Raw genomic sequence first — 19,940 nt, 5'->3', positions numbered from 1 at the left:
CTGCCACCTGATTGGGGGGTTAGATCTGGACGAGATCTGCCAAGGCGTCGTCCAGTTCAGCGGGCGCCTCTGAGGAAAGATAGCCATTCTCGATGTCTCGGGCTATGGCTTCTTGCGTGCGTTTGGCCGGGTCTCCGTATCCTGCCCCTCCAGGAGTTCGAAGACACACGATGTCTCCTTTCTTGAGTCCGACGTTCTCTCCCTTGCTGACCATGGGGAGAACGACTTTCTTTCCGTCCAGCTGGAACCACGGCGATGAAGGCAGCCCGTTGTTTCCACCGGCACGTCCAACTGGCGGAGTTTTGGACTGGTCCCCCAACAGACTGGCCTGGGCCTGCTCACTCGTAAGTTCGAACTCGAAATGAACGCCGAAACCTCCGCGAGTTTCTCCCAAGCCGGCCGATCCGTCACGCAGCCCGTAGCGGTTGAACCGCACAGGATAGCGCTGCTCCAGGGTCTCTATGGACTGCACCCGGCCTATGCTCATCAACGAGCAACCATTGGATAGTCCATCTCCTTGAAGGTGTCCGCCGTAACCCCCGCCAAGGAAGACGTACATGACATATTGGCTTCCGTCTTCGTCGGTGCCTCCCATCGAGAGGTTGTTAACTGTCGCGGACGAACCTGCGGGCACCATTTCCGGGACGGCGCTGGCCAAAGCGCCCATAACGGCTGTGATGATGCGCTGGCTGGTTTCAGCCGCGCACCCGGCGACAGGGCGTGGCGGCTGAGCGTTGAGGAACACTGTCTCAGGCAGGTTGAAATTCAACGGCGCCATGATGCCGGAGTTAATGGGGATATCCGGGAAGACATGCTTGATGGCAACCAAGGTGCTGGAAATGGTTGCGGCCTTCACGGAGTTCATCGGCCCCGTGCACGGCGCAGAGGAGTGACTGAAATCAATGTCCATCTCGTCGCCGCGGATCGTGAGTCGAGCATCTACCCTCAACGGTTCGTCGGTGATTCCATCGTTGTCCATGATTTCGACGAAAGTGTAGAGGCCATCGGGAATGTCCGAGATATACGACCGCATCTGCGTTTCGCTTCGATCGCGAAGTTGTGCAATGACAGCATTGACGGTGTCTACGCCGTATTCATCAAGTAGCTCAGTCAGTCGATTGTCACCTACACGAAGCGCTGTGGCCTGCGCGTCGATGTCACCCATGACGTCCTCCGGGATGCGCGAATTGTGCTGTACCAACCGCACAATGTCAGTTTGGAGCACGTCTTCCTTGAAGAGCTTCACTGCGGGGATACGCAGTCCTTCCTGGTAGCAGTCGCTTGCAGATGCTCCGAAGCCACCCGGCACCCGGCCCCCAAGATCGGGCCAGTGTCCTGTGTTCGCTAGGAATGCGAACAATTCCCCTTTGTAGTAGAAGGGGCGAACGAGCTTGGTGTCCATGATGTGCGTTCCGCCAGCAAACGGATCGTTGATGAGATATGTATCCCCAGGTGCCAGCTGCTCAATCTGCTCGATGACCGAGGCCACCGTGTACTGCATGGTTCCCACAAAGATCGGAAGACCTCGGAGGCCTTGCACGATCATGCTTCCGTCAGTTGCCGAGTAGATTCCATCGGCGCGATCCCAAGCGTCCGAGATGACAGGAGAGAACGCCATCCGTTCGAAGACCGTATCCATTTCATCCGCAATCTGTTCCAGCCTGCCACGGATGACGGCAAGGGTCAGAGGGTCAATTTCGTGAGTCATGCTGCTACCTCAACTACGAGACTTCCGTTGGTTTGGACAATCGCGACGCTACGGGGAGGCAGGATTGTTGTAGTATCCGTTTGATTAATCACGGCAGGTCCTTCGATGGCCTGGCCAGCGACGAATGATTCGCGCCTTAACACCGGCACTTCATGTTCGCCGTCGTCGAATATCACCGTCCTGGAGCTTTCGACGCCTGGGACCGGCTGCGGCGCTTCGAAGTCGACGTCATTCCGCAGTCCTGTAACTACCGTCCGCAGGGAAACCAGGTTTATCGCGCCACTTCGTTGCCGGCTCCCGAAGGTCTCCGCGTACTTTGCACGGAACGCCTCAGTCAGGGCTTCCGGCGACCACCCGTCTTCCTGGGCGCCAAGCGGGACGTCGATCGTGTACATCTGCTTGGCGTAACTCAACACTGCAATGTGGTGAACTTCGATGTCACTGTTCTCGAAGCCCTCGGAGTGAAGTTTGCCTTCTCCTTCCTGACGGTGCCCGACAAGAACGGTCCGCACGTAGTCGGGGGAACAGTTGTCGACGTCCGAGGTGATGGCCGTCATGAAGTCGTACTTGATATCCCCCATCAGGCAGCCGAACGCGCTGAGCGCTCCTGGGTGGGGAGGAATGATGACTTTGGTGGCCCCGATGGACCGGGCGAGTTCGGCTATGTGCAACGGCCCCGCTCCCCCGAACCCGACGAGCGAAAATCTTCTCGGATCATGCCCCTTGTCAACGCTGACCATACGTATGGCGTTAGCCATCATTTCGTTGGCAATGCGGACAATGGCCAACGCGGCGTCGGGAACGCTGAGTCCGAGCGGAATGGCAATGTCGTTTTCAATGGCCATCCATGCCGCCTCGTAATCGAGCTGGAACCCATCCTGTGTTCCTAGCGTCTGAGTCGCAGCGATTCGGCCCAGAACCATGTTCGCATCGCTGATGGTCGGCCGAGTCCCGCCGCGGCCGTAACACGCGGGGCCCGGGAACGACCCTGCGCTCTCCGGACCGACCTGAAGAATTCCCGCCCTATCGATACTGGCAATCGATCCGCCGCCGGCACCGATCGTTTTGATGTCGATCATCGGCAGCTTCAGGGGCAGTCCATACTCAATCTCGCTCTCACTGGTTACAGACGGAAGAGCCCCGGGAATGAGTGCGACGTCGAAGCTTGTGCCACCCATATCGCAGGAAATCACATCAGGGAGGCCAGCGGCCTTTCCAAAGTGCGCCGCGGCAACGGTGCCGGCCGCAGGACCGGAAAGCAGCGTACGGACGGCGTATTTGCCAGCCTGCTTGGCTGGGATGACGCCTCCGTTGGACTGCATAACCAAGACGTCGTGATTGAACCCTTCTGCCCGCATACGGTCCTGGACAGTCCCTAGGTAGAGGGACATCTGTTTGGTTACGAACGCATTGATTGCGGTGGTACTCGCCCTCTCATACTCACCTAGCTGTGGCGAAATTTCGAAGGAGACGGATACAGCCATTTCCGGCATTTCCTGCCGTAGGAAATCCGCAACTTTCAGCTCGTGGACGCTGTTCGCGTAGCTGTTGATCAGGCATACCGCCACGGACTCGATCCCGTCCTCGCGAAGGACGTTCACCAGCTCCCGGAGCGCGGCCACTGACAGCGGGGTGATAACTTCACCGTCGGATCCAATACGTTCGTCGAGTTCGTAGGACCGTGATCGGGGCACCAGCGGCGTGTATTGGCCGGTGAGGCCGTAGGTTGTCGGCCGGTCCCGGCGTCGCAACTCCAAAACGTCCCTAAAACCTCGTGTGGTGATGAGAGCTGTGCGCGCTCCTTTACGTTCGAGCACAGCATTGGTGGCCACTGTTGTCCCATGGAGCAGGGCGTCCAACTCTGAGAGCGGCACACCAAATTGGTTCAGGCCGTTGAGAAGCCCGTCTGCCTGCATGGAAGGCGTGGAAAAGACCTTAGCAAGGCGCAGCTTGCGCTTGTCTTCTTCGTATAGCAGCACGTCGGTGAACGTGCCGCCGACATCTATTCCGGCGACGAAAGTCATCGGGTTCCTTTCAATTATTGGGAGGCTGGGGTTAGACTCCCTGGCCGCGCTTCCCGTGAATCAGGGACATGGAATGCGCGGTGGACAGTAGCGGTTCAGTCCACGAATCGATATCGAATCGGCTAGACGGACCTGCGATGCTCAACGCCGCAACAAGTTCCCCAGAAGCGTTCCGGACACCTGTCGCGACACCATTGATGCCATCGGCGTATTCGCCAACGTTTGAGGCGTAGTTACGGCTCCTGATCTCTTCGAATTGCCCGATCAAGGCGGCCTTTGTACGCAGTTGCCCGGACGAAACACCTTGAGGGAGCTCCTTGTCGGGGTAGAGCGAGTTGACCTCGTCCATTGGCATGTGTGCCAGGAAGTACTTCCCTGATGCGCAAGCGAAGAGCGGCATTCGGGTTCCAATGCGAATCTCGGCCCTGAGGATCTGTCGACTTTCAAATCTTTGAACCATGACCGCATGGCGACCATGCAGAAGGGCCAGCGAAACCGATTCACCCGAAGTGTCGGCCAGCTCCCGCATCGGGCGGGCAATCGCTCCCCCGAATCGAACGTTCTCGGGAACCGCTGAACCAACTTCGAAGGCAGTAATGCCCAGCCCGTAGTTGCCAGAGGACAGCTTTTGTACGAAACCTTGCTCCACCAAAGTGGAAAGGAGAACGTGTGCGCTGCTTTTTCCGATCTTGCAAGCTTCCGCAACGTCGCTGAGCCGGAAGCCTCCTGGGCGTGTTGATAGCAGGCGAAGGATCCTCAACGCCGTGCTGACAGTGCTTGAAATCCTGGGTGCGGAGTTCATAATATGCGAACACCTTTCGTAAGTTCTGAAAGAGGATAGGGATGAATGTGATCCGCGTCAATAAGTCGCGTTGACTTATAGAAAACCTCCGCTCAACCGGATACGTTTCCTCATTTGAAAACCTCCTCGTAGCGGCGTGGTTGAGGGTGTCGGTGGCGGTCTGGGGTTATGCCCGTTTCATGGAGCTCACGATGGCCCAACGGCAGGCTTTGACCAAGAAGGCTCTTGCGTATCAGGGCGCGTCCCGGGAGGCGAAGTCCAGGATTTTGGATGAGCCGGTCGAGTTGACCGGGTGGCACCGGGACTATGCCAGGGCGGCCTTGCGCGGCGCTTTGGTGTTAAAGATCGTCAGGCCAAGGCCTGGGAGGGCCCCTGTATACGCTCCCGAGCTGTTACCTGGTCTGGTCAAGTGCTGGGCTGTGCTGCGGGCCCCGGCGGGGAAGCTGCTGGCCCCGATGCTGCCGCCCTCGCTGCGCCGTGAGATGGAGTTGGTCATCACGGATGAACAGGCAGCTTTACACGAGGGCGGCAACAGCCTCGTGGAGTTCTGTTTCACCCTGACGGTGGCAGATATCGCCAGCGGCTGGACGGTAAACCATTCGGTGCGGAACAAAGCCGGCAAGTGGGTCCTTGAGGCCTTGGAACACGTCAGCGCGGTGTTCCCGTTCCCGATCCTGGGTTTTGCTTCGGACAACGATTCGGATTTCAACAATGATCACCTGGTCGCCTACTGTCAGGAACATAGGATCACCTTCACCCGGTCCCGGCCGGGCATCAAGAACGACGGCGCTCCCGTGGAGCAGAAAATTGGGCCCGGGCTCGTGAACTGGTCGGCTACCTGCGGTACGACAAACCGGCGGAACTGGCCAAGCTCAACCTTGTTCTTCGGGGCCCGAGACCCTTGAGTCAAGACTCCACTGCTATTGGGGTAGCCGAGATCAAGGGCCCGGGTAGCGAAGGCCCGATGGGCGCTCGGTGCCAGAGGTGGACGCAGTTTGGTACGCGCTGGAACCAGGGGATTCACTGCCGTGTCACGGGGCTTTCCCCAGACAGGCGTGACCTGAGTAGAACCGGAAGGGCGATGACAATGCGCGGCTGCCAAGACCTCGGGATAAGACATGCACAAATTGACCGCGTCCGCCTTGAATGCGCGGCCAGACCCGGGCGCGGGGAGTCATCAATGCATCTTCAGAAAATGACTGCCGCGCCGCCGCGCCCTGGGGACGCGACGACGCGGATGTCAAAAAGAGTTTTTGGGTCGTTTAGAGATGCTGGCCATGCATAAAACGCTACGCCGCTGTACACACTTTTAGGGGTTTTGTACACAGTCAGGGGCCATATAGGCCCCTGACCTGCGACAACACAGTGCCCGAGGTGGGACTCGAACGCGATTCCCGGCCTTGCCATTACTGGGATCCTGCGGAAACATGCCGAATTCGGCCCAGTCCGGCGGCAGTACGAGCCAGTCTGGGGCGGAAAGTGTGGACATTGTCCACACTTCTTTTTTGCTCATACAGGTTGCTTTTCTGAGGCCGCTGGCAGGGGAACCCGAAGGTCCGCCGAGGCAGCAAAGCGGCACCCGTTGAAGGCCGTCGGAGTTGATGGGTTCGGTACAAGGTACGGTCATCAGATTTCCTCCTTTCACACATTCATGGCGGTTCGGTCAGGAGGCGACATGACCCTCGCCCGCATGGGCCCTCGAATGCGCCACTATTCGCGATGGCATTGGATTGCAGTGCCTACCCGCGCAGCCGCGTAAGTCGTACCTGCCGGGCAGCCAAGGCGCGGATAGGTCACTTTCATCTCATCGAGCGCGCCGACACGAAATTCATGTCGGGAGATCTCCCCTTCCGGGCAGGCTCAGCTCCATTCTTCTTGTCATTTCATCTACTTTCATGCTGAATGAACGACGGAATAAGTCATTGTTGAATTCGTCCGGATCGAAGACCTTAGGCAAGTATGCGTGCCACATAGGTCGTGGTTTCTGCCTAGAATCGCAGGTGTGACTGAACCATGGGTAGACGCGCCGGAGACAGACCGCCGCAAAGACAAACTGGATCGCGGCCCCTTTGTCAAAATGGCGAAGGACCTCATCGAGAACCTGGCTGACAGCAATGACAGCACCGTCTTCGGACTCGTAGGTCCGTGGGGCTCAGGCAAGACATCCGTGCTGAACTTCATCACAGGCGCCCTTGATGATTCCGTCAAAGTCGTCCGCTTCAACCCTTGGTCCTTCGACGAAATGCGTCTACAGGCCGAACTCTATGCAGCAATACTTGAAGCTTTTCCACGAGGAACCCGTAAGAGTCTTCGTAAGAAGGCGGTCGACGTCGCGCGGCGCACAACACCTATTTTGAAGGCCATCCCCCATGTTGGGACGGGAGTGTCCGAAACGGTCCGCGAATTCCTGCCGGAAAAATCCTGGGATTCTGCGTTCAAAGACATGGCCGGAACCATCAATGCAGCACGAGTGAAGGTCCTTGTCGTCGTGGACGATGTGGACCGCGTTCAGCCCAAGGACCTGCTGCTGCTGATGAAGACCATCCGGCTTTTGGGTCGCTTCCCCAGGGTCAACTACCTGCTTGCCTACGATCGAAGGTCAACGATCAAAACGCTGTCCCTAGGCCTGGGTGGCGAAGAAAGCGACGCACAGGTCTACTTGGAAAAGATCGTGCAGTACCCTCTGGACCTCCCGGACCCGCAGCAGCATTTTCTTCAGGAGATCATCGATACCGCGTTGAAGCCGATCCTGGCCCGCGCATCGGCTCAAAGCAACGGCGGAACGTCGCCGGCGAACAGGTTCGAATCGTTCTACGACAACCACATGGCCACCACACTGACCACCCCACGTGCTTGCCACCGCTATACCGGGCAAGCGGTGACATTCCTGCAGCTTGCCCAAGGTGATGTCGACCCAGCGGACTTCTTCGCCATAACCTTCCTCCGGATCTTCTATCCGGATCTCTACCGACGCTTACCGTCCTGGAGGGGCGAACTGATACGGAAGGGAATCAGCCGTGGAGTCAAAGCCACTTCCAAAGAGGTGTGGAGCAGCAGGATCAATGATTGTGGATACAAGGGCGACACGATAGTTGAACTGATGGAAGCTTTGGCTTCGCTATTTCCGCATGCTTTCCCCGACCCCTTTTGGGGCACTAACGGCGGAAAGTTCCGAGTCAGCGATTCAGAATACTTCGACAGGTACTTCACCTTTTCCCTGCCTGTGGGAGACATGTCCGACGCTGCTGTCATCAGCGATCTGGCCCGAATCCGGCGAGGGGAAGTTGCCATTGGGCACAAGTGCCCTGAGACGTTTGACCACCCCAACGAACAGATGCAGATCCAGGCGCTGAAGAAGGGCACCCGCCACACGGATCATGAGTTGGACGGGCAGCACCTGATCGACTACCTCAGCACCGGATTATCCAGAGGGAACGTCGACGAAGACTTCCGCTCAACGACCATACGGCTTCGATCAGTCTGGCTGGCCAGCCTGCTGTGGCATTGCGAGCCATGGGATAAACCCGCCGTCGAAGTGTTCGTCGAGAAATTCTCCCGCCCAGTAATCCTGGGGCACGGCTTACAACAGAACAAGAACCGATCCGACAACGAAGTGGCGCAACGTTCGGTCCTGGAGCAATCAACGCCTGCTCCCGAGCATGAATTGTTCAATGACATGACCGAAATATGGAACCAGCAAGCTGCAGCGTGGCTGCTGGCGGAATGGCAAAAGGCTAATTCCAAAGTTCCCATAGACGAAATACTCGCGGTGTGGCAGTACCTCGTTGTTCTGGAAGGCTTGCCCAGGCTGCAGGTCGAAACTTTGTCCGCTTTGGAGGCAGGCCCGCTTTCACTCACCGCTCTGGCTGCAAACTTTGTCATATCCTCATACGCCGCAGGAGACTACCAGGCGCTGCCGTCCAGTCTCACGTTGCTTACCAACCAACTCGAGAATACTGTCCCGCCCGACCCACTGCTGACGTTGCCGCTCGAGGAGCCGGCAGATGTTCCTGCGGCCCAAGGCGACGAAATCCCGTCCGTGGAGCAGCGTGCAAGGTTCGCCTTCGAAGAACTTCTGCGGTGGCGTCAAGAACGAGCAAGCGGACGATCCAGCGATGGCTAATTGCCAGGACGCGGGCTTATTGCGCGCTTCCTCAAAGGGTTTACCCAGCTCCTGCGAGCTCCGTACGCCTGCCGCCAACTTGTGAAATTATCCGTTGCTGGTGTCGCATTCAATTGGTGCGGCACCAGCCTGCGGAGCGTTTCGGATTGAAACTGGATCTGCTTACAACCGGGCAGCTCGCGTTGCCAGACGATCCTTGGCATCCGGGGGCAACTCGACGTTGCTGAAAAACAGTGCCTCTTGCTCGTTGGTGCCAGGCGTCAGGTTCATGTCGTAGAGCAGCACCCTGACCCCGAACCGAAAGACGCTGACGTACTTGTCACGAACGTGGCCGCCGTTCAAAGGCAGCGCAGGATCAGGATCATACGCAGATCCAGGCGAGTAGTAATTGTCAGCTCTGTGGTTGGCCTCCCAGTCTGCTGACAGCGCTCCGTATTTCGTCAGCACCGGCAGAGCTGGTTCCAGCGGCGGTGCAGGCGCCGGCACGGGAGCCACGACCGGCGCACTCGGCGACGACGGGACCCACCGTTCTGCCGAGGGCTGCCACACCGGCAGTCCCCAGAACCCCCGCACAGGACCACAACGCAGCTGACGATCAATGCCACCAGCTTGTTTTGCTCGTAGCCGAAGAGTCTCCAGCGGTGTTTGTCCGTCTGCTGCCCGGCCACGACGATGATGACATCAACCAGCCACCATATGCCGTAGCCTCCCAAGGTGAGCAGCTTCAGGATGCCGGAGCCTATCTTGCCCAAGTAGAATCGGTCGACGCCAAAGGTTCCAAGGAACAGGGCCAGCAGCCACGTTGTCACGAACGACTTCGGCTTCGGATAGCGAGGATCGACGGGCGCGTTCGGCTGATCAGGAGTTAGACCACGTTGGTACGCTCGCTCATGTTCATCCTCTCGAAGCGATGAATGGTGGCCCGGCGTACAGTCCCAGACTCAATGGCTGAACGTCAAGAACAGGTCAGAACCGGCAACTCTGGCATCCTGCATGCCGGTGTCCGCGCACATGAACCAGGCTGCCAGTTGCTCGGCATCGCGCCAGTCGGCAAGTAGGATCTCACGGTCGTGGCGAGAGGAGCGGAATTTGGTCATGGACCTACCCTTACTGGAATATTGTGGAGCGCTGCCGGACGTATTCTCACCTCAAGTCGAACTTGGTCTCGGCGTATTCATGACCAATGCGTTGAGGGCCAAGCTCGGATGGTTGCCCACCAACGATGAGTCGGTTGTCAATGCGGTGGTAGCCTCAACGACAAAGCCCTCATCCAGTTGCCTTCCGTCGTTACGGGGCCATCCCGAAATAGAAATCTGCGCGCCTCTGTATGTAGCCAATAGAGTCCATTCATCAAAGACACTTCCGCTGAAGTCGAGAAGGAGCGGATCTCCATCAACCTCGAACGAGGCCTCAGCAGAATCGTAAAACAACTCATCCCATTCGAAGTCTGACATGTCCGGAACGGCGGTCAGGCTCTGGAGTATTACCAGGGGGCCGTCTTCTTCCAAGACTTCGTCCTCGGTCTCTATGACAGACGTGAAGCGCACCTCCCCCATCGAGAGACTCTTGACCGCCCCGTTTTCCACCTCGAATGTGATCTCCAGGTTCACCGCGGAGTCCTCATAAGTCCGCTGCGCGCCAGGTTCCTCATGCGCTTCGCCATAAATGTCGTAGGTGATTTCGGGACCCAGCACGTCGGTGACCACCACTGCACGACACATGACCACGTCTGAAGGTTTGTCCAACATGGCGTCGTAAAACCCTACAAGAACCTTCGTTCCTATGCCGGCGAAATCAAGATCCGTCTCGACCAAGTTGTTTCTGGATCTGAATGACGTGAGATCCACTTGCCCAAGGTTTTGCCGAAGGAATTCTACGCAGCTCGAGATGAGGTGATCCGGTGCGGGCATCATGCGGAAAATCTCTACGTTCAACGAGTCGATACCTTTGAAGACCCTGACTGCATCGACGTTCCAGGCTTTGTGGGCTTTCCTGGCATCACTATCGCCACTCAAAATCACGTATGAATCAGTCTTGCCTCTGGCCTGGTTAAGGAAAGTGCGAAAAATCGCGCTATCGGAGGCGCCGGTCTTGACAGACTTTCCAGCTGGTGTCCTGACGATACGGCCGTCCCTGGAGATCCGTTCACCGGGTGCACGCAAAAGAATTTGATCCATCAGCGCTTCAGAGGCGACCGATTCAATGGACAAGATCTTGACGTGTTCGCCCAGGCTTTCTAGTCCATTGCGCACAAACGAAAGGGCGTCATCGATGTCCACTTGTTGAGGCTCGACCTGGATCCCGGCAGCGACCAACCTTGTCCGGACATCATTTAGTTCAACGCGGTCCGACCGCAAATGCTCTGCCCATTCCCACATAACGGGTTCAGGGATCCAGAGTTCCAGTCCATGTTGCTTTGCTTGATGTGTAAGACGCTGCAATTGGACGACGTTGAAGGATCCGTTGCCTATGGCGTTGGTGTCGACGCCAATGGCACGAACTTTCGCCACCCAGTCGGGCTGTGCTCGCGGTCCATCTTTGGGTTTCACTTTGGTCACAGTGACCATCTTCGGCGCGCGCATTGGGTCCGGCAAAATGCCGCTTCCGCTCGACGTCATGATCCTGAAGGCGAGCCGAACCGGGACTTAGCGCAACTCGCTCCGGTGAGTTCTGAAGTGCCTGGGCAAGTGACGCCGCAGGAGTGTTAGCCATGGAGTGGCGCAACAAAAACATCTTGGGCCCTGGGCATGTACTTTGACATTCATGACGTTGACACCACACGATGAGCGAGTCGTCCACGAAACCGTCGCATGGGTCAGTGACGCTCTACAAGCGATGCCTGACAGGGAACAACAATTCTTCTTGAAGGAATTTCCCACGGGATCATGTGACATCGCGTCGTTTGTCATTGGGCACGTGCTCACGGACCTCCGCGTAGGTACATGGCGGGTTGTCACCTACGAAACAACCGTCGGTCGCACGACCCGTCACACATGGCTTGAGCTCGCGACGTCTCCCGAGGAGGCCCCCTTCACCATTGATGCGACCATCCACCAGTTTCGCGACCTGACTGCTTCTCCCTTCGTGGGTTACGGGCGCTCTCCCGCGCAACTGCGTTTCAGCCGCCTTCTCACTTCAGAAAGCTTTTCGGCCCTCTCTGAAGGACGATGGGACAAACCCATGTTTACAGACCCCCTGATGTACGTTCGGTCTCTTCGCTAAGACTCTTGTCCCCCCCATACGGGATCTACTTGAAATCACGTTTTCAACAGTTCACCATTGAGTTCATGTTGGATGGTGTGAAAGCAGTCATCTCCCTGAACGAACGCCGATGGCCTGAGATGTGGGGATACGTGCAGAGGGCCCATCGAATTCTCACGGAGACGGCTTCCAAGCCTACCGATCACGGTGACCTGCGGGCGGATGCCATGACGTTCTTCATCATGTCGCTGCATCTGGCTGACTGGATCCACAGGGATGATTCGAACGACATCACCGAAGAACAGATCATTAAGGCGATGAGCGGCTCGCACATTATGTCACTGGCCAACAATCTCGCGAACACCTCCAAACACTTCGGGCGCGACCCAGGCAAGGGAGACGATGTAAGAATTGGATCAGTTACTGTGCTCGAAGGCAGCGCCGGCCGCTCAACCTCAGGGAGCATCGAGTTTGAGCGCAATGGCAAACCGCAAACCAAGGATGTATTGACCTTGGCCGACGAGTGCCTGGACTGGTGGAAGAAATACCTGAAACAGCACAGACTCGAAACCAGCGAACACAAGGAACCGTAGTAGGGACTTATGCGGGCACAGCAACGTGACGTATCACCGGTTCGTCACTTCGCCTGATCCTTCGGATCGTCTACGCGTTCATGGCATTGATTTACCTCGTCACAGGCAGATGAGGCCGCGACAGGTTCGGTTGTTAATACGTGGGCCTGCCTACGGGGTTGACTTGCCCAACTCAGTCGCCGGACGTCGCTTCCAGAACAGCATGGAACTCCGGGCTGACATGAACGGAAAGGCTCCCGTCCTCTTCGGATAGCTGGGTCAGTTGCTCATATCCTGTCCCATTCCACCAGTAGACGTGCGGGCTCACCGGACCGGGGGCATCGCTGTATCCCATGGCCGTGAACCGCACCATGCCGTCGAGCGCCCCCAAGACACCTTCATCTTCGATGACGTGCCACACGAGTTGATGCCTGTTGGGAATACTCATCAGCCAGCCGAGCTCGGGGCGCGGTTGCTTGCCGGTGAGCTCCGTTGCGATGTCTGGCAGCAGCAGCGCTTTGCTGGCTGTGTACACAGAGTCTCCCAACAGCGCATTGAACGCACCGCCACCTTGGGCAGGAACGGTCTCGACCTGCTCGTGCTCCAAGGCGCGGAGATTCGCCAAGCCCTGTGTCCGGAGTGCTTCCCAACCGCCAAAGGTGTCGGCATGCTTGCGGGCATACAAAGTCACCGTGTCAGGAAGATCAAGCGCCAGCATCTCCACGACACCAGGAGCGAACTGGCTGTGAGGATATGCGTCCAGGTTCGGCATACCTGATTCTTCGTAGAGTCGCGCGTACGTGCGGCTGAATGCTTGCTCCGCTGTGAGTTCTTCGAAGGGATCAGCACCATCGAAATTCGCCAGCACACGTTCGAGATGCTGGCGGATGATCTCCCGCCACCCGGATTCCTGCGCGCTGTGGCAGTTAGCGGCGACATTCCAGAAACCGTATCCGCGGCCGTCAGCGTCAAGTGCGTGATCAGCATGGATCTGCACTTCATGGCCCAGCTCGGCGAAGACCTCGCGTACCGTTGTACGGAACCTCTGTGCCTCGGACACAGTGAAGAACGTCAGCTCCTCGTCGACTGGTTCCTGCTCACGCTGTTTTTTCTTGAAGAAGCCCACAAACTGTCACTTTCGTAGTCATTGGCAATAAAGGAAATACTCTGGCGATTCTTCCTGAGTCCAGTGGAATCCGCTCACGACTCGCCCAGTTCAGCTGCTCAGGGATCTGAAACCTGGTCGAGAAGTTGGCGAGCGAATAACCGAAACCACAAGAAGCCCCATCCGGATCATCCGGATGGGGCTTCTTTTTCGTCTGTGCTGGTCGATAGTGTCAGCTGGCCATGCGCCGCGTGGACCTCGACTGTTGTTTCGCTGCGGAGTAGTGTACTTTTCCGCCGGCTGCTCGCTTATCGACTTTGTTGGTGGTCACCACCGGAACCTCAGCAGTCCTGACAATGGCGGGCAGCTTCATGGCAGAAAGCTTCTTGACCGTAGGAGACGTCGGGCGCTTGAGCTGCTCGTCAAGTGTCACCTTCAGTCGGGCGGCAAGAATCTCACGCCGCAGTTTCCTGAAAACCTGGTCCTTATGGGCCTTGTCGGTATTTGATTGTTCAGTCATCTGCCTCCTCCCCTACGTTCCTGGCTCCATTGTCTCCTGCCTCAGGAGTACCGTCCATATTGTAGAAACTACGGACTACGGCCTTTTCTTCCTCGTCGAGGTCACCAAAGCCAGCAGCCTCTTCGAGGAGTTGCTCAATGCTATCGTCCTGCATCTCCGTGTCAGTGACTTCCCACACGGCGTCGAGGAGTTCCTTGTCTTTGGCATCCGCCAGCTCGCTACGGGCCAGCAAATCAAGCATCCCCGCACCGTAAGAGTTCAGTGCATCGTTTTCGGACGCTGTTGCTTCCAGGGCCCACTGCGTCCGTCGCCACCACTCGGCCCGGGCGTCAGCCTCGCGTTTCTGCTTGATGGTCCACCAGCCGATGAAGAACGCAACCACGGCCGCAGCCAGGGTCGCATAGGACCCGAAGGCGCCCCAGACCTGCCAGGCCTGGGGCTCCGCCGGTTTCAGCTGTTCCAGGGCGGCGATAACCCTGTCGACAATCTCTTGTATTTGTTGCTCATCCATCAGACGGAACTACACACCTTCATCCAGGATCTTCGCGATCGCCCTGAAGGCTTCCGGATCCACTGGTCCCAGAGTCCTGGCCGCAAAGTTCAACACGCCGGCCCGCCGCATGCTGCGGACCAGTTCAAGCTCGGCTACAACGCGGTCGGGTATTTTACCGTCTTCCTGCAGCAGATACTCAGCACCGATATCAAACACCGCTGCGATGGCACGCAGTGCATCGTCCGGAACGACCTGTATCTTGCCGTTCTTCAGCAGCGACCAACGCGTACGTGAGATGTTGTAGCCAGTAAGCTGCTCGGCCTTGGCGCTCAGCGTTGGGTAGTCGTACGGCTGGCCAGACTCATCCATGATGATGTCCAGGAGAAGATTGATCTTCCGGGCGAGCACCCGCGCCTGACGCACCCGGCTGTCCTGCACAGGATCCGGCGGCAGGTCGTTCTCAGTCACAGGTGGCTTCACTCCAATGGTCTCTTGGCCGGGCGATGAATGGATTCACCACACCAACGGCGATAGTACCAAGTTCACGTGCACCCTCTTTCATGCTTTCGCATTGGATCACACGCGATAGAAGCGGGCACAGGAACGGAACCGTGGCCGTCCACTGTCTCTGTCGCGGCTTCGTGCGAGGCTATCCAGGAGCCAGGGCTGGCCTTTAATTGCAAGCTCGACCTCGATGCCCAATGAACCAGAAGAACCACAGGAGTCCAGAGAATGCCGCCACGCCTGAGTCCAGCCCAGAAATTGGCAGCCAAACTGCTGTTGGGCGGTGCATGGGCGCCCGTGACCACCACGATCGGCTACCTCGAGCGGCCCTTGGATCATACTGCTGTGACGTGGTGCGAGTGGCTTCAAAGCAGCCCGTACCAGTCGGACGTGGGCATCGGTGTTACGGCACACACTGGCACACTCCCTGAACTGCTGGAGAAACTGCTGCCACTGGGGTACGGCATGCGGTGGCTGCTCGTTGAGACCCGGAACACCGAGTGGACGGCCGTCTTTCATAACACCCGTGATGATCCAAACCTGCGGTTTCCACTCAAGGAGCTTCCGCTTTCCCACGGTGTCACAACCATCGGCGTCACCGACGAGCCCAAGAACATCAAACGCATGCCTGAAGGACCGGCGCGCGGACGATGGGGTGGCCGGGACCTGACGGTGTACGACAAGAACGGTCTGCGGCGGTTCCTGAGTCTGTACAACTCCGAGCCGTGGAAGTTCGCCGAAAACGGTGAACCATATGATTTCGAGAACACTGAGCAGTACTTGTCCCCCAGGGCGATGGACTGTTTTCCGCACGAGACGCTGGTCGAAATCTGCCGCAATCTGGGACTCGATCCGTTTGAGGAGGATTTCTACGTTCCCAATGGCCGGGGAATCGTGCTGGAGATCCTCTTGGACCCGGACAACCCTCCGCCCGGTGACAGGTACACCCTGGCCGAGGCCCGGGCCAGCTACGACGACGTCGATCGAGCCCCTGTTGAGGAACCCGTCGAAGGCAACGCCCTGTATCCACTGGGTTCGCGGAACCCTCATCCAGATGGTGTCTTTCCGATGACGGGCTTCGTGCCCTTCAAAGTCGAAACTCCTTTCGAAGCTGCCGTGAAAGCGTTCGAAGCCAGCGTGCAGAGATACAGCAGCTACCCGGCCACGGCGTCACTCAGCGAAGGCCTGGCGGAGCACGGCGTCCTGGCATTACCGTCGATCCAGTCACCCTTCGAAGGCGGTCCGGAAGACAGAACCCTCGGCGTACTGGTGTCAGCTGAGTTGCTGCTGGGACCGGCAGAGCTTCGTGAATACACTGCCGCTTCCATGGCCCTGCAATGGAAACAGAAGGACGGCACATCACCGGAGATCTTCTATCCGAACCGGAAGCAAATGAACCTCATCCGGACACTGTGTAAGGAACATGGCACCTACCCCTTCGACATCGCTCCCACGCAGGTGTACTTCACGGTTGCGGTCGACAAGATGATCCGATCGGTAACTGACCTCCGGATAACAGGTGAGTTCCTGAACCCTGCAGAGTTGATTGCGGTGACGGACGGAAAAGAACCCGCAGCAGTACAGCCAAACCGCTCTGTGTCATGGGGCCTTCGGTTGCATATCCAGGAACACGAGGACGCCATCTGGGACGCCAAGCGATAGAAGCCCAAGGAATTGCTCTTTATCTTCATTTCGCCACGGGATGTCGTTACTACCCGCACGAACAGCTAATCTAGACGCCTATGGAATGGCCATCAATAATCTCTGTTGCCCTGGATATTGCACAAACTACACCCGTGCCAGTCCCCACGCCGTCACTCAGCACGGACCCCATTGCCACGGCCATCACGGACATTGCCCAGTCCTCGCCCCCACATTCACCGGTTCCCACAACCATCGTGACGGGCACAAGCACGCCGACTGTAGGTGGCTCGGAGAAACCCATCGACTTCACCCTCTTTGGGTGGGCGTCATAACAGGAACGCTTACCCTCGTCGGCAGTCTTGGCGCACAGTTCGTCGTCGCTTGGAAAGAGAATAATCGGCTCAAATCGCAGAACCAACGCGAGGATGAGCTGCAACGGAAAACGGAATTGCTGCAGATCTACACCAAACTGCTCGGCGAGCTCGATAAGTATGTGGTGGCCGTAACCAAACACAAAGGTGGTCAGGTCCATTACCAAAGCCTGGCGGCCTTAGCGGACGAAACCCCGGGAAGAAATGAGTTGTTGGGCCAGCTGGAGGATTACGCCGACGAGATGTCGACGCTCGCCACGGAGATCACAGGACAACTTCGGGTCATTGAGCTGTTGGAAGAAACCGATGTTTACTCAGAGGCTGTCGCATACTTCAGCGCCGTTAAGGATCTTGACGTCAAGAGCCCCAGTACGGTTGCTCAAGCAGGGCAAATTCATCAACGGATGACGGAGGCGATGAAGACCTCGCTGAAGGGCAAACCCGTTGTCCTTCCGAGTGGTGCCGCCAATAATAGAATCGCCACACACTAGACGGCACACGCTCGGCACAGTTCAGACTGCAATGCTTCATGCTTGCACTTTCGGGAGCCCCTAAAGACTGAGGAAACGAAGCGATTCCTTGCCTGCCAGAAACGACAGATCGCTCAGCCCCCTGACCTGGCTGATCTTCAGGCCCGTCAGATCTGAGCACTCGGCAACGTTCACGACGGTGTTGCCCGGGCCTCCCCGAATGTCCAGCCATTCGAGTTTCCGCAGCGAACACAGCAGGCCCTTCGGCACATCTAAGGCCCCCAAGGTGAGGTGCCGTACGCCCGACAACCACGATTCATCTGCAGCGCTCAGCGCCTGGTGGTCAATGACGACCGCATCAGATGTGCGCCATAAGGCCGACGTTTGGGCATTTTGTCGCGGACCAACCATCAGGCCATTATCGCTGCTTCCGGTGTTCACTACCTTTGACGTCTTCCCTATAGGGTGGGCCCCGGGGACTATAGATGCTTCTCTCGGCGCATCAGAACATGGAGGGTAAATGGAAGATGATCGTCTCGAACGACGATTCCTCGCCGCCATGACTGCCCTATCCCGGCTGGTGCTCACACCCCAAGGGGAACGCACCTACGACATTGCTATGGACAGTGCCGGTCAGTTCATCACCGACTTCTTCAATTGCGACCATGGTGGTGCCGCTTATGCCATATGGATGGAGGTCAGCGACTACCTGGATGACCCCAGGGGTCCGATGACGGAGCAAGCCTGCGAGGAGGTCGGGCGCAAAGTCGCCACTGAATGGCTGGCCGTCGACCAGTCATCGCCCGAGTCCATCAGTGATTTCTTTACGCGTTGGCGGAGCCCCACGCCGTGGCCGGTCTGACTGATTGTTGGGCTTATATCCGGTTCGGATCATCCACGTCTGCCCCGTGGCTGTACGGTCACATCAGATTCAGTTCGAGAACCTACCCGGAGATAACTGGGCTCCACTGGCATTGGCTGCCACATACAACGACCTCAGCGAATCAAACCGGTACCAAGAACGCGAAACGGATGCCAGCAGTAGATCGTCGTACAGTTCCGACGTTGTTGCCGCCTCCGCACTATGTTCATGGCCCGCGTACCGTTCACCAAGCCGCAATCCGCTCGGCCCACCTACCCCGTCACCGCCACGCCGCCACCGGGCACGTTCAGGGTCCACAGCAGGCTCAACGGCGTGAATTCCCATCGTCTCAAGGTTGTCGCGAATGGCGTCATGAAGACTCCGGGATTCCGTAAGCCAAGTGAGATCCAGGATCACGGCGGCCAAGTAGCTCTGTCGACGAAGAGTTGCTTGGGTTGACTCCAAGGCACCTCCGAGGAGGCGTTCGACAATCTGCTCTTCAGAATCGCTGACGGATCCCAGTCCCAGACCCTCGGCCTCCGAATCGTGGCGGTCCAGAAGCCACTCTGCAACAGACTTAAGGTACCGCCTGCACAGCGCCCTTTCGCTGCCGTACAACACAAGGACCGGAGCGAGCAGGGAGACTGCGAAGCCATCAGAAGCCGGTCGCGCAGAACCTGGATGGGTCCGCGCCAGTGCAAGTACAGCTTCCCTCGCTTGCTCCGCAACGTCATGCGTTCCTGTGGCTTCAGCGACCAGAGCAAGCAGACCGAAAATCTCAAACAGGCGAACGGCCATCACCTGATATGTCACGATCGCAAAAGGACCCGCGACGACGCGCGAAAGCTCCTTGGGATCTGCCAAATGAGGCCGGGTCTGTTGCAACAGTTCTGTCGCATAGCCGACAAAAAGCCGTCGGGCGGAGGCAGATAACCCTTGTTGCCGCCCGCTGGAATCCGTAACAACGGCGGCACGAAGAAGCTGAAGAGCGACGGCCGCTGCGAGATCCAAACGATGCTTAGTCCGCAAGGTGTTGGACATGACGGCCGCCTCGATACTGGCAACAGCCAACGCGTCAACCGCCGGCTCCAGCCATTTTCTCGTGTACCGCTCCAGATCAGGCTCCCGCACTTCACCGTTGGATGCACTGCTGATGATGTCCAGGAACCCTGTATTTGCTCGACCCGCGAGACCGGACTCGGGATCGTCGCAAAGCCAATCAGTCAATGTGAGAAGATCCCAAAATTCGACTTTGGAGTCGGTCCGCCTTTCAATGGACTCCTTGAATTCCTGGGCATCTACGGCGGCAGCACCTTTGAGTCTTCCGGTGGTAACAAGAACGGCAACCCGCTTCAAAGACGGATCGAAGCTGGGGTGCGCTCGGGTGTTGTAGACAGATTCTTCGAGTTGAGGACGCACCTCACGCCAGCCAGCCAAGCCAATATCACCAGCCTTGGACTGAATCGCAAATTGCATGAGTTCTCCTGTCTCCGGACAGGTGCGCTGTGCGATGACATCCTTACCGAATTCGAAAGAACCAT

Annotated in this window: 20 protein-coding genes; 7 read left to right on the top strand and 13 right to left on the bottom strand. The window is 57.7% G+C overall.

Translation table 11 applies throughout. The annotated features are described in order from the left end of the window. Positions 1-19: 19 nt before the first annotated feature. Genes J3D46_RS14745 through J3D46_RS14735 form a run of 3 tightly spaced genes read right to left on the bottom strand, consistent with a single transcriptional unit; the run spans position 20 to position 4,534 of the window. A complete protein-coding gene (locus tag J3D46_RS14745) occupies positions 20-1,708 on the bottom strand; it encodes a hydantoinase B/oxoprolinase family protein (protein ID WP_231342420.1) in 1,689 nt (562 codons plus the stop codon). Further along, a complete protein-coding gene (locus J3D46_RS14740) occupies positions 1,705-3,732 on the bottom strand; it encodes a hydantoinase/oxoprolinase family protein (protein ID WP_231342421.1) in 2,028 nt (675 codons plus the stop codon). The genes J3D46_RS14745 and J3D46_RS14740 overlap by 4 nt, the downstream gene beginning before the upstream one ends. 31 nt (positions 3,733-3,763) lie before the next feature. Continuing rightward, positions 3,764-4,534 (bottom strand): IclR family transcriptional regulator, encoded by a 771-nt coding sequence (locus J3D46_RS14735; protein WP_231342423.1) that lies wholly within the window; start codon positions 4,532-4,534, stop codon positions 3,764-3,766. A 179-nt stretch (positions 4,535-4,713) separates the two neighbouring features. On the opposite strand from J3D46_RS14735, the gene J3D46_RS14730 reads away from it, so the two are divergent. Further along, on the top strand, positions 4,714-5,439 hold the full coding sequence (locus J3D46_RS14730) for a transposase family protein (RefSeq protein WP_231342427.1): 726 nt from the start codon (positions 4,714-4,716) through the stop codon (positions 5,437-5,439). A 1,097-nt stretch (positions 5,440-6,536) separates the two neighbouring features. Then, on the top strand, positions 6,537-8,657 hold the full coding sequence (locus J3D46_RS14725; RefSeq protein WP_253467985.1) for a P-loop NTPase fold protein: 2,121 nt from the start codon (positions 6,537-6,539) through the stop codon (positions 8,655-8,657). Between the two features lie 162 nt (positions 8,658-8,819). On the opposite strand, the gene J3D46_RS14720 is transcribed toward J3D46_RS14725, so the two are convergent. From J3D46_RS14720 to J3D46_RS14705, 4 genes are all read right to left on the bottom strand, one after another. Continuing rightward, entirely contained in the window at positions 8,820-9,104 is a 285-nt protein-coding gene (locus J3D46_RS14720) for a hypothetical protein (RefSeq protein WP_253467983.1), read from the bottom strand. Beyond that, on the bottom strand, positions 9,098-9,466 hold the full coding sequence (locus J3D46_RS14715) for a TM2 domain-containing protein (protein ID WP_253467981.1): 369 nt from the start codon (positions 9,464-9,466) through the stop codon (positions 9,098-9,100). The genes J3D46_RS14720 and J3D46_RS14715 overlap by 7 nt, the downstream gene beginning before the upstream one ends. A gap of 132 nt (positions 9,467-9,598) precedes the next feature. Then, positions 9,599-9,754, bottom strand: coding sequence for a hypothetical protein (locus J3D46_RS14710; protein ID WP_253467979.1), 156 nt, complete (start codon positions 9,752-9,754; stop codon positions 9,599-9,601). Between the two features lie 51 nt (positions 9,755-9,805). Beyond that, positions 9,806-11,275: a hypothetical protein gene (locus tag J3D46_RS14705; protein WP_253467977.1), complete on the bottom strand. Its 1,470-nt coding sequence runs from the start codon at positions 11,273-11,275 to the stop codon at positions 9,806-9,808. A 633-nt stretch (positions 11,276-11,908) separates the two neighbouring features. On the opposite strand from J3D46_RS14705, the gene J3D46_RS14700 reads away from it, so the two are divergent. Continuing rightward, positions 11,909-12,451, top strand: coding sequence for a hypothetical protein (locus J3D46_RS14700; protein ID WP_253467975.1), 543 nt, complete (start codon positions 11,909-11,911; stop codon positions 12,449-12,451). Between the two features lie 172 nt (positions 12,452-12,623). Here J3D46_RS14700 and J3D46_RS14695 read toward each other — a convergent pair whose 3' ends face one another. From J3D46_RS14695 to J3D46_RS14680, 4 genes are all read right to left on the bottom strand, one after another. Then, a complete protein-coding gene (locus J3D46_RS14695) occupies positions 12,624-13,556 on the bottom strand; it encodes a hypothetical protein (RefSeq protein WP_253467973.1) in 933 nt (310 codons plus the stop codon). Positions 13,557-13,767: 211 nt separating this feature from the next. Then, positions 13,768-14,055 carry a hypothetical protein gene (locus tag J3D46_RS14690; protein WP_253467972.1) on the bottom strand — a complete coding sequence of 96 codons (288 nt, stop codon included), beginning with the start codon at positions 14,053-14,055 and terminating at the stop codon, positions 13,768-13,770. Beyond that, complete coding sequence (locus J3D46_RS14685; protein ID WP_253467970.1) at positions 14,048-14,566, bottom strand: hypothetical protein; 519 nt, start codon at positions 14,564-14,566, stop codon at positions 14,048-14,050. Before J3D46_RS14685 ends, J3D46_RS14690 begins: the two co-directional genes overlap by 8 nt. 9 nt (positions 14,567-14,575) lie before the next feature. After that, positions 14,576-15,016: a hypothetical protein gene (locus J3D46_RS14680; protein WP_253467968.1), complete on the bottom strand. Its 441-nt coding sequence runs from the start codon at positions 15,014-15,016 to the stop codon at positions 14,576-14,578. Between the two features lie 264 nt (positions 15,017-15,280). On the opposite strand from J3D46_RS14680, the gene J3D46_RS14675 reads away from it, so the two are divergent. The 3 genes from J3D46_RS14675 to J3D46_RS14665 all read left to right on the top strand — a co-directional run bounded on the left by J3D46_RS14675 (position 15,281) and on the right by J3D46_RS14665 (position 17,558). Beyond that, positions 15,281-16,714, top strand: a complete 1,434-nt coding sequence (locus tag J3D46_RS14675; RefSeq protein ID WP_253467966.1) for a hypothetical protein — start codon at positions 15,281-15,283, stop codon at positions 16,712-16,714. Between the two features lie 134 nt (positions 16,715-16,848). After that, positions 16,849-17,028 (top strand): hypothetical protein, encoded by a 180-nt coding sequence (locus J3D46_RS14670; RefSeq protein ID WP_253467965.1) that lies wholly within the window; start codon positions 16,849-16,851, stop codon positions 17,026-17,028. Further along, positions 17,016-17,558 (top strand): hypothetical protein, encoded by a 543-nt coding sequence (locus J3D46_RS14665; RefSeq protein ID WP_253467963.1) that lies wholly within the window; start codon positions 17,016-17,018, stop codon positions 17,556-17,558. The genes J3D46_RS14670 and J3D46_RS14665 overlap by 13 nt, the downstream gene beginning before the upstream one ends. Before the next feature lie 60 nt (positions 17,559-17,618). Here the strand turns inward: J3D46_RS14665 and J3D46_RS14660 are convergent, their stop codons facing one another. Further along, the gene (locus J3D46_RS14660; RefSeq protein WP_253467961.1) at positions 17,619-17,978 is read right to left on the bottom strand and encodes a hypothetical protein; all 360 of its coding nucleotides are present in this window, start codon (positions 17,976-17,978) and stop codon (positions 17,619-17,621) included. Between the two features lie 79 nt (positions 17,979-18,057). Here J3D46_RS14660 and J3D46_RS14655 point away from each other — a divergent pair, with 79 nt between their 5' ends. Beyond that, entirely contained in the window at positions 18,058-18,399 is a 342-nt protein-coding gene (locus tag J3D46_RS14655; RefSeq protein WP_253467959.1) for a hypothetical protein, read from the top strand. 69 nt (positions 18,400-18,468) lie between these two features. Here J3D46_RS14655 and J3D46_RS14650 read toward each other — a convergent pair whose 3' ends face one another. After that, positions 18,469-19,875, bottom strand: coding sequence for a hypothetical protein (locus J3D46_RS14650; RefSeq protein WP_374110800.1), 1,407 nt, complete (start codon positions 19,873-19,875; stop codon positions 18,469-18,471). Between the last annotated feature and the right edge of the window lie 65 nt (positions 19,876-19,940).

The organism is Paenarthrobacter sp. A20 (assembly GCF_024168825.1).
Lineage (GTDB): Bacteria > Actinomycetota > Actinomycetes > Actinomycetales > Micrococcaceae > Arthrobacter.
This window is presented reverse-complemented; position numbering and strand designations above follow the sequence as displayed.

Excerpts from the sequence above, each read along its gene's own strand:
- J3D46_RS14745 (WP_231342420.1), bottom strand. The coding sequence starts at position 1,708 with ATGACTCACGAAATTGACCCTCTGACCCTTGCCGTCATCCGTGGCAGG.
- J3D46_RS14740 (WP_231342421.1), bottom strand. The coding sequence starts at position 3,732 with ATGACTTTCGTCGCCGGAATAGATGTCGGCGGCACGTTCACCGACGTG.
- J3D46_RS14735 (WP_231342423.1), bottom strand. The coding sequence starts at position 4,534 with ATGAACTCCGCACCCAGGATTTCAAGCACTGTCAGCACGGCGTTGAGG.
- J3D46_RS14730 (WP_231342427.1), top strand. The coding sequence starts at position 4,714 with ATGGAGCTCACGATGGCCCAACGGCAGGCTTTGACCAAGAAGGCTCTT.
- J3D46_RS14710 (WP_253467979.1), bottom strand. The coding sequence starts at position 9,754 with ATGACCAAATTCCGCTCCTCTCGCCACGACCGTGAGATCCTACTTGCC.
- J3D46_RS14705 (WP_253467977.1), bottom strand. The coding sequence starts at position 11,275 with ATGACGTCGAGCGGAAGCGGCATTTTGCCGGACCCAATGCGCGCGCCG.
- J3D46_RS14690 (WP_253467972.1), bottom strand. The coding sequence starts at position 14,055 with ATGACTGAACAATCAAATACCGACAAGGCCCATAAGGACCAGGTTTTC.
- J3D46_RS14685 (WP_253467970.1), bottom strand. The coding sequence starts at position 14,566 with ATGGATGAGCAACAAATACAAGAGATTGTCGACAGGGTTATCGCCGCC.
- J3D46_RS14675 (WP_253467966.1), top strand. The coding sequence starts at position 15,281 with ATGCCGCCACGCCTGAGTCCAGCCCAGAAATTGGCAGCCAAACTGCTG.
- J3D46_RS14655 (WP_253467959.1), top strand. The coding sequence starts at position 18,058 with ATGGAAGATGATCGTCTCGAACGACGATTCCTCGCCGCCATGACTGCC.
- J3D46_RS14650 (WP_374110800.1), bottom strand. The coding sequence starts at position 19,875 with ATGCAATTTGCGATTCAGTCCAAGGCTGGTGATATTGGCTTGGCTGGC.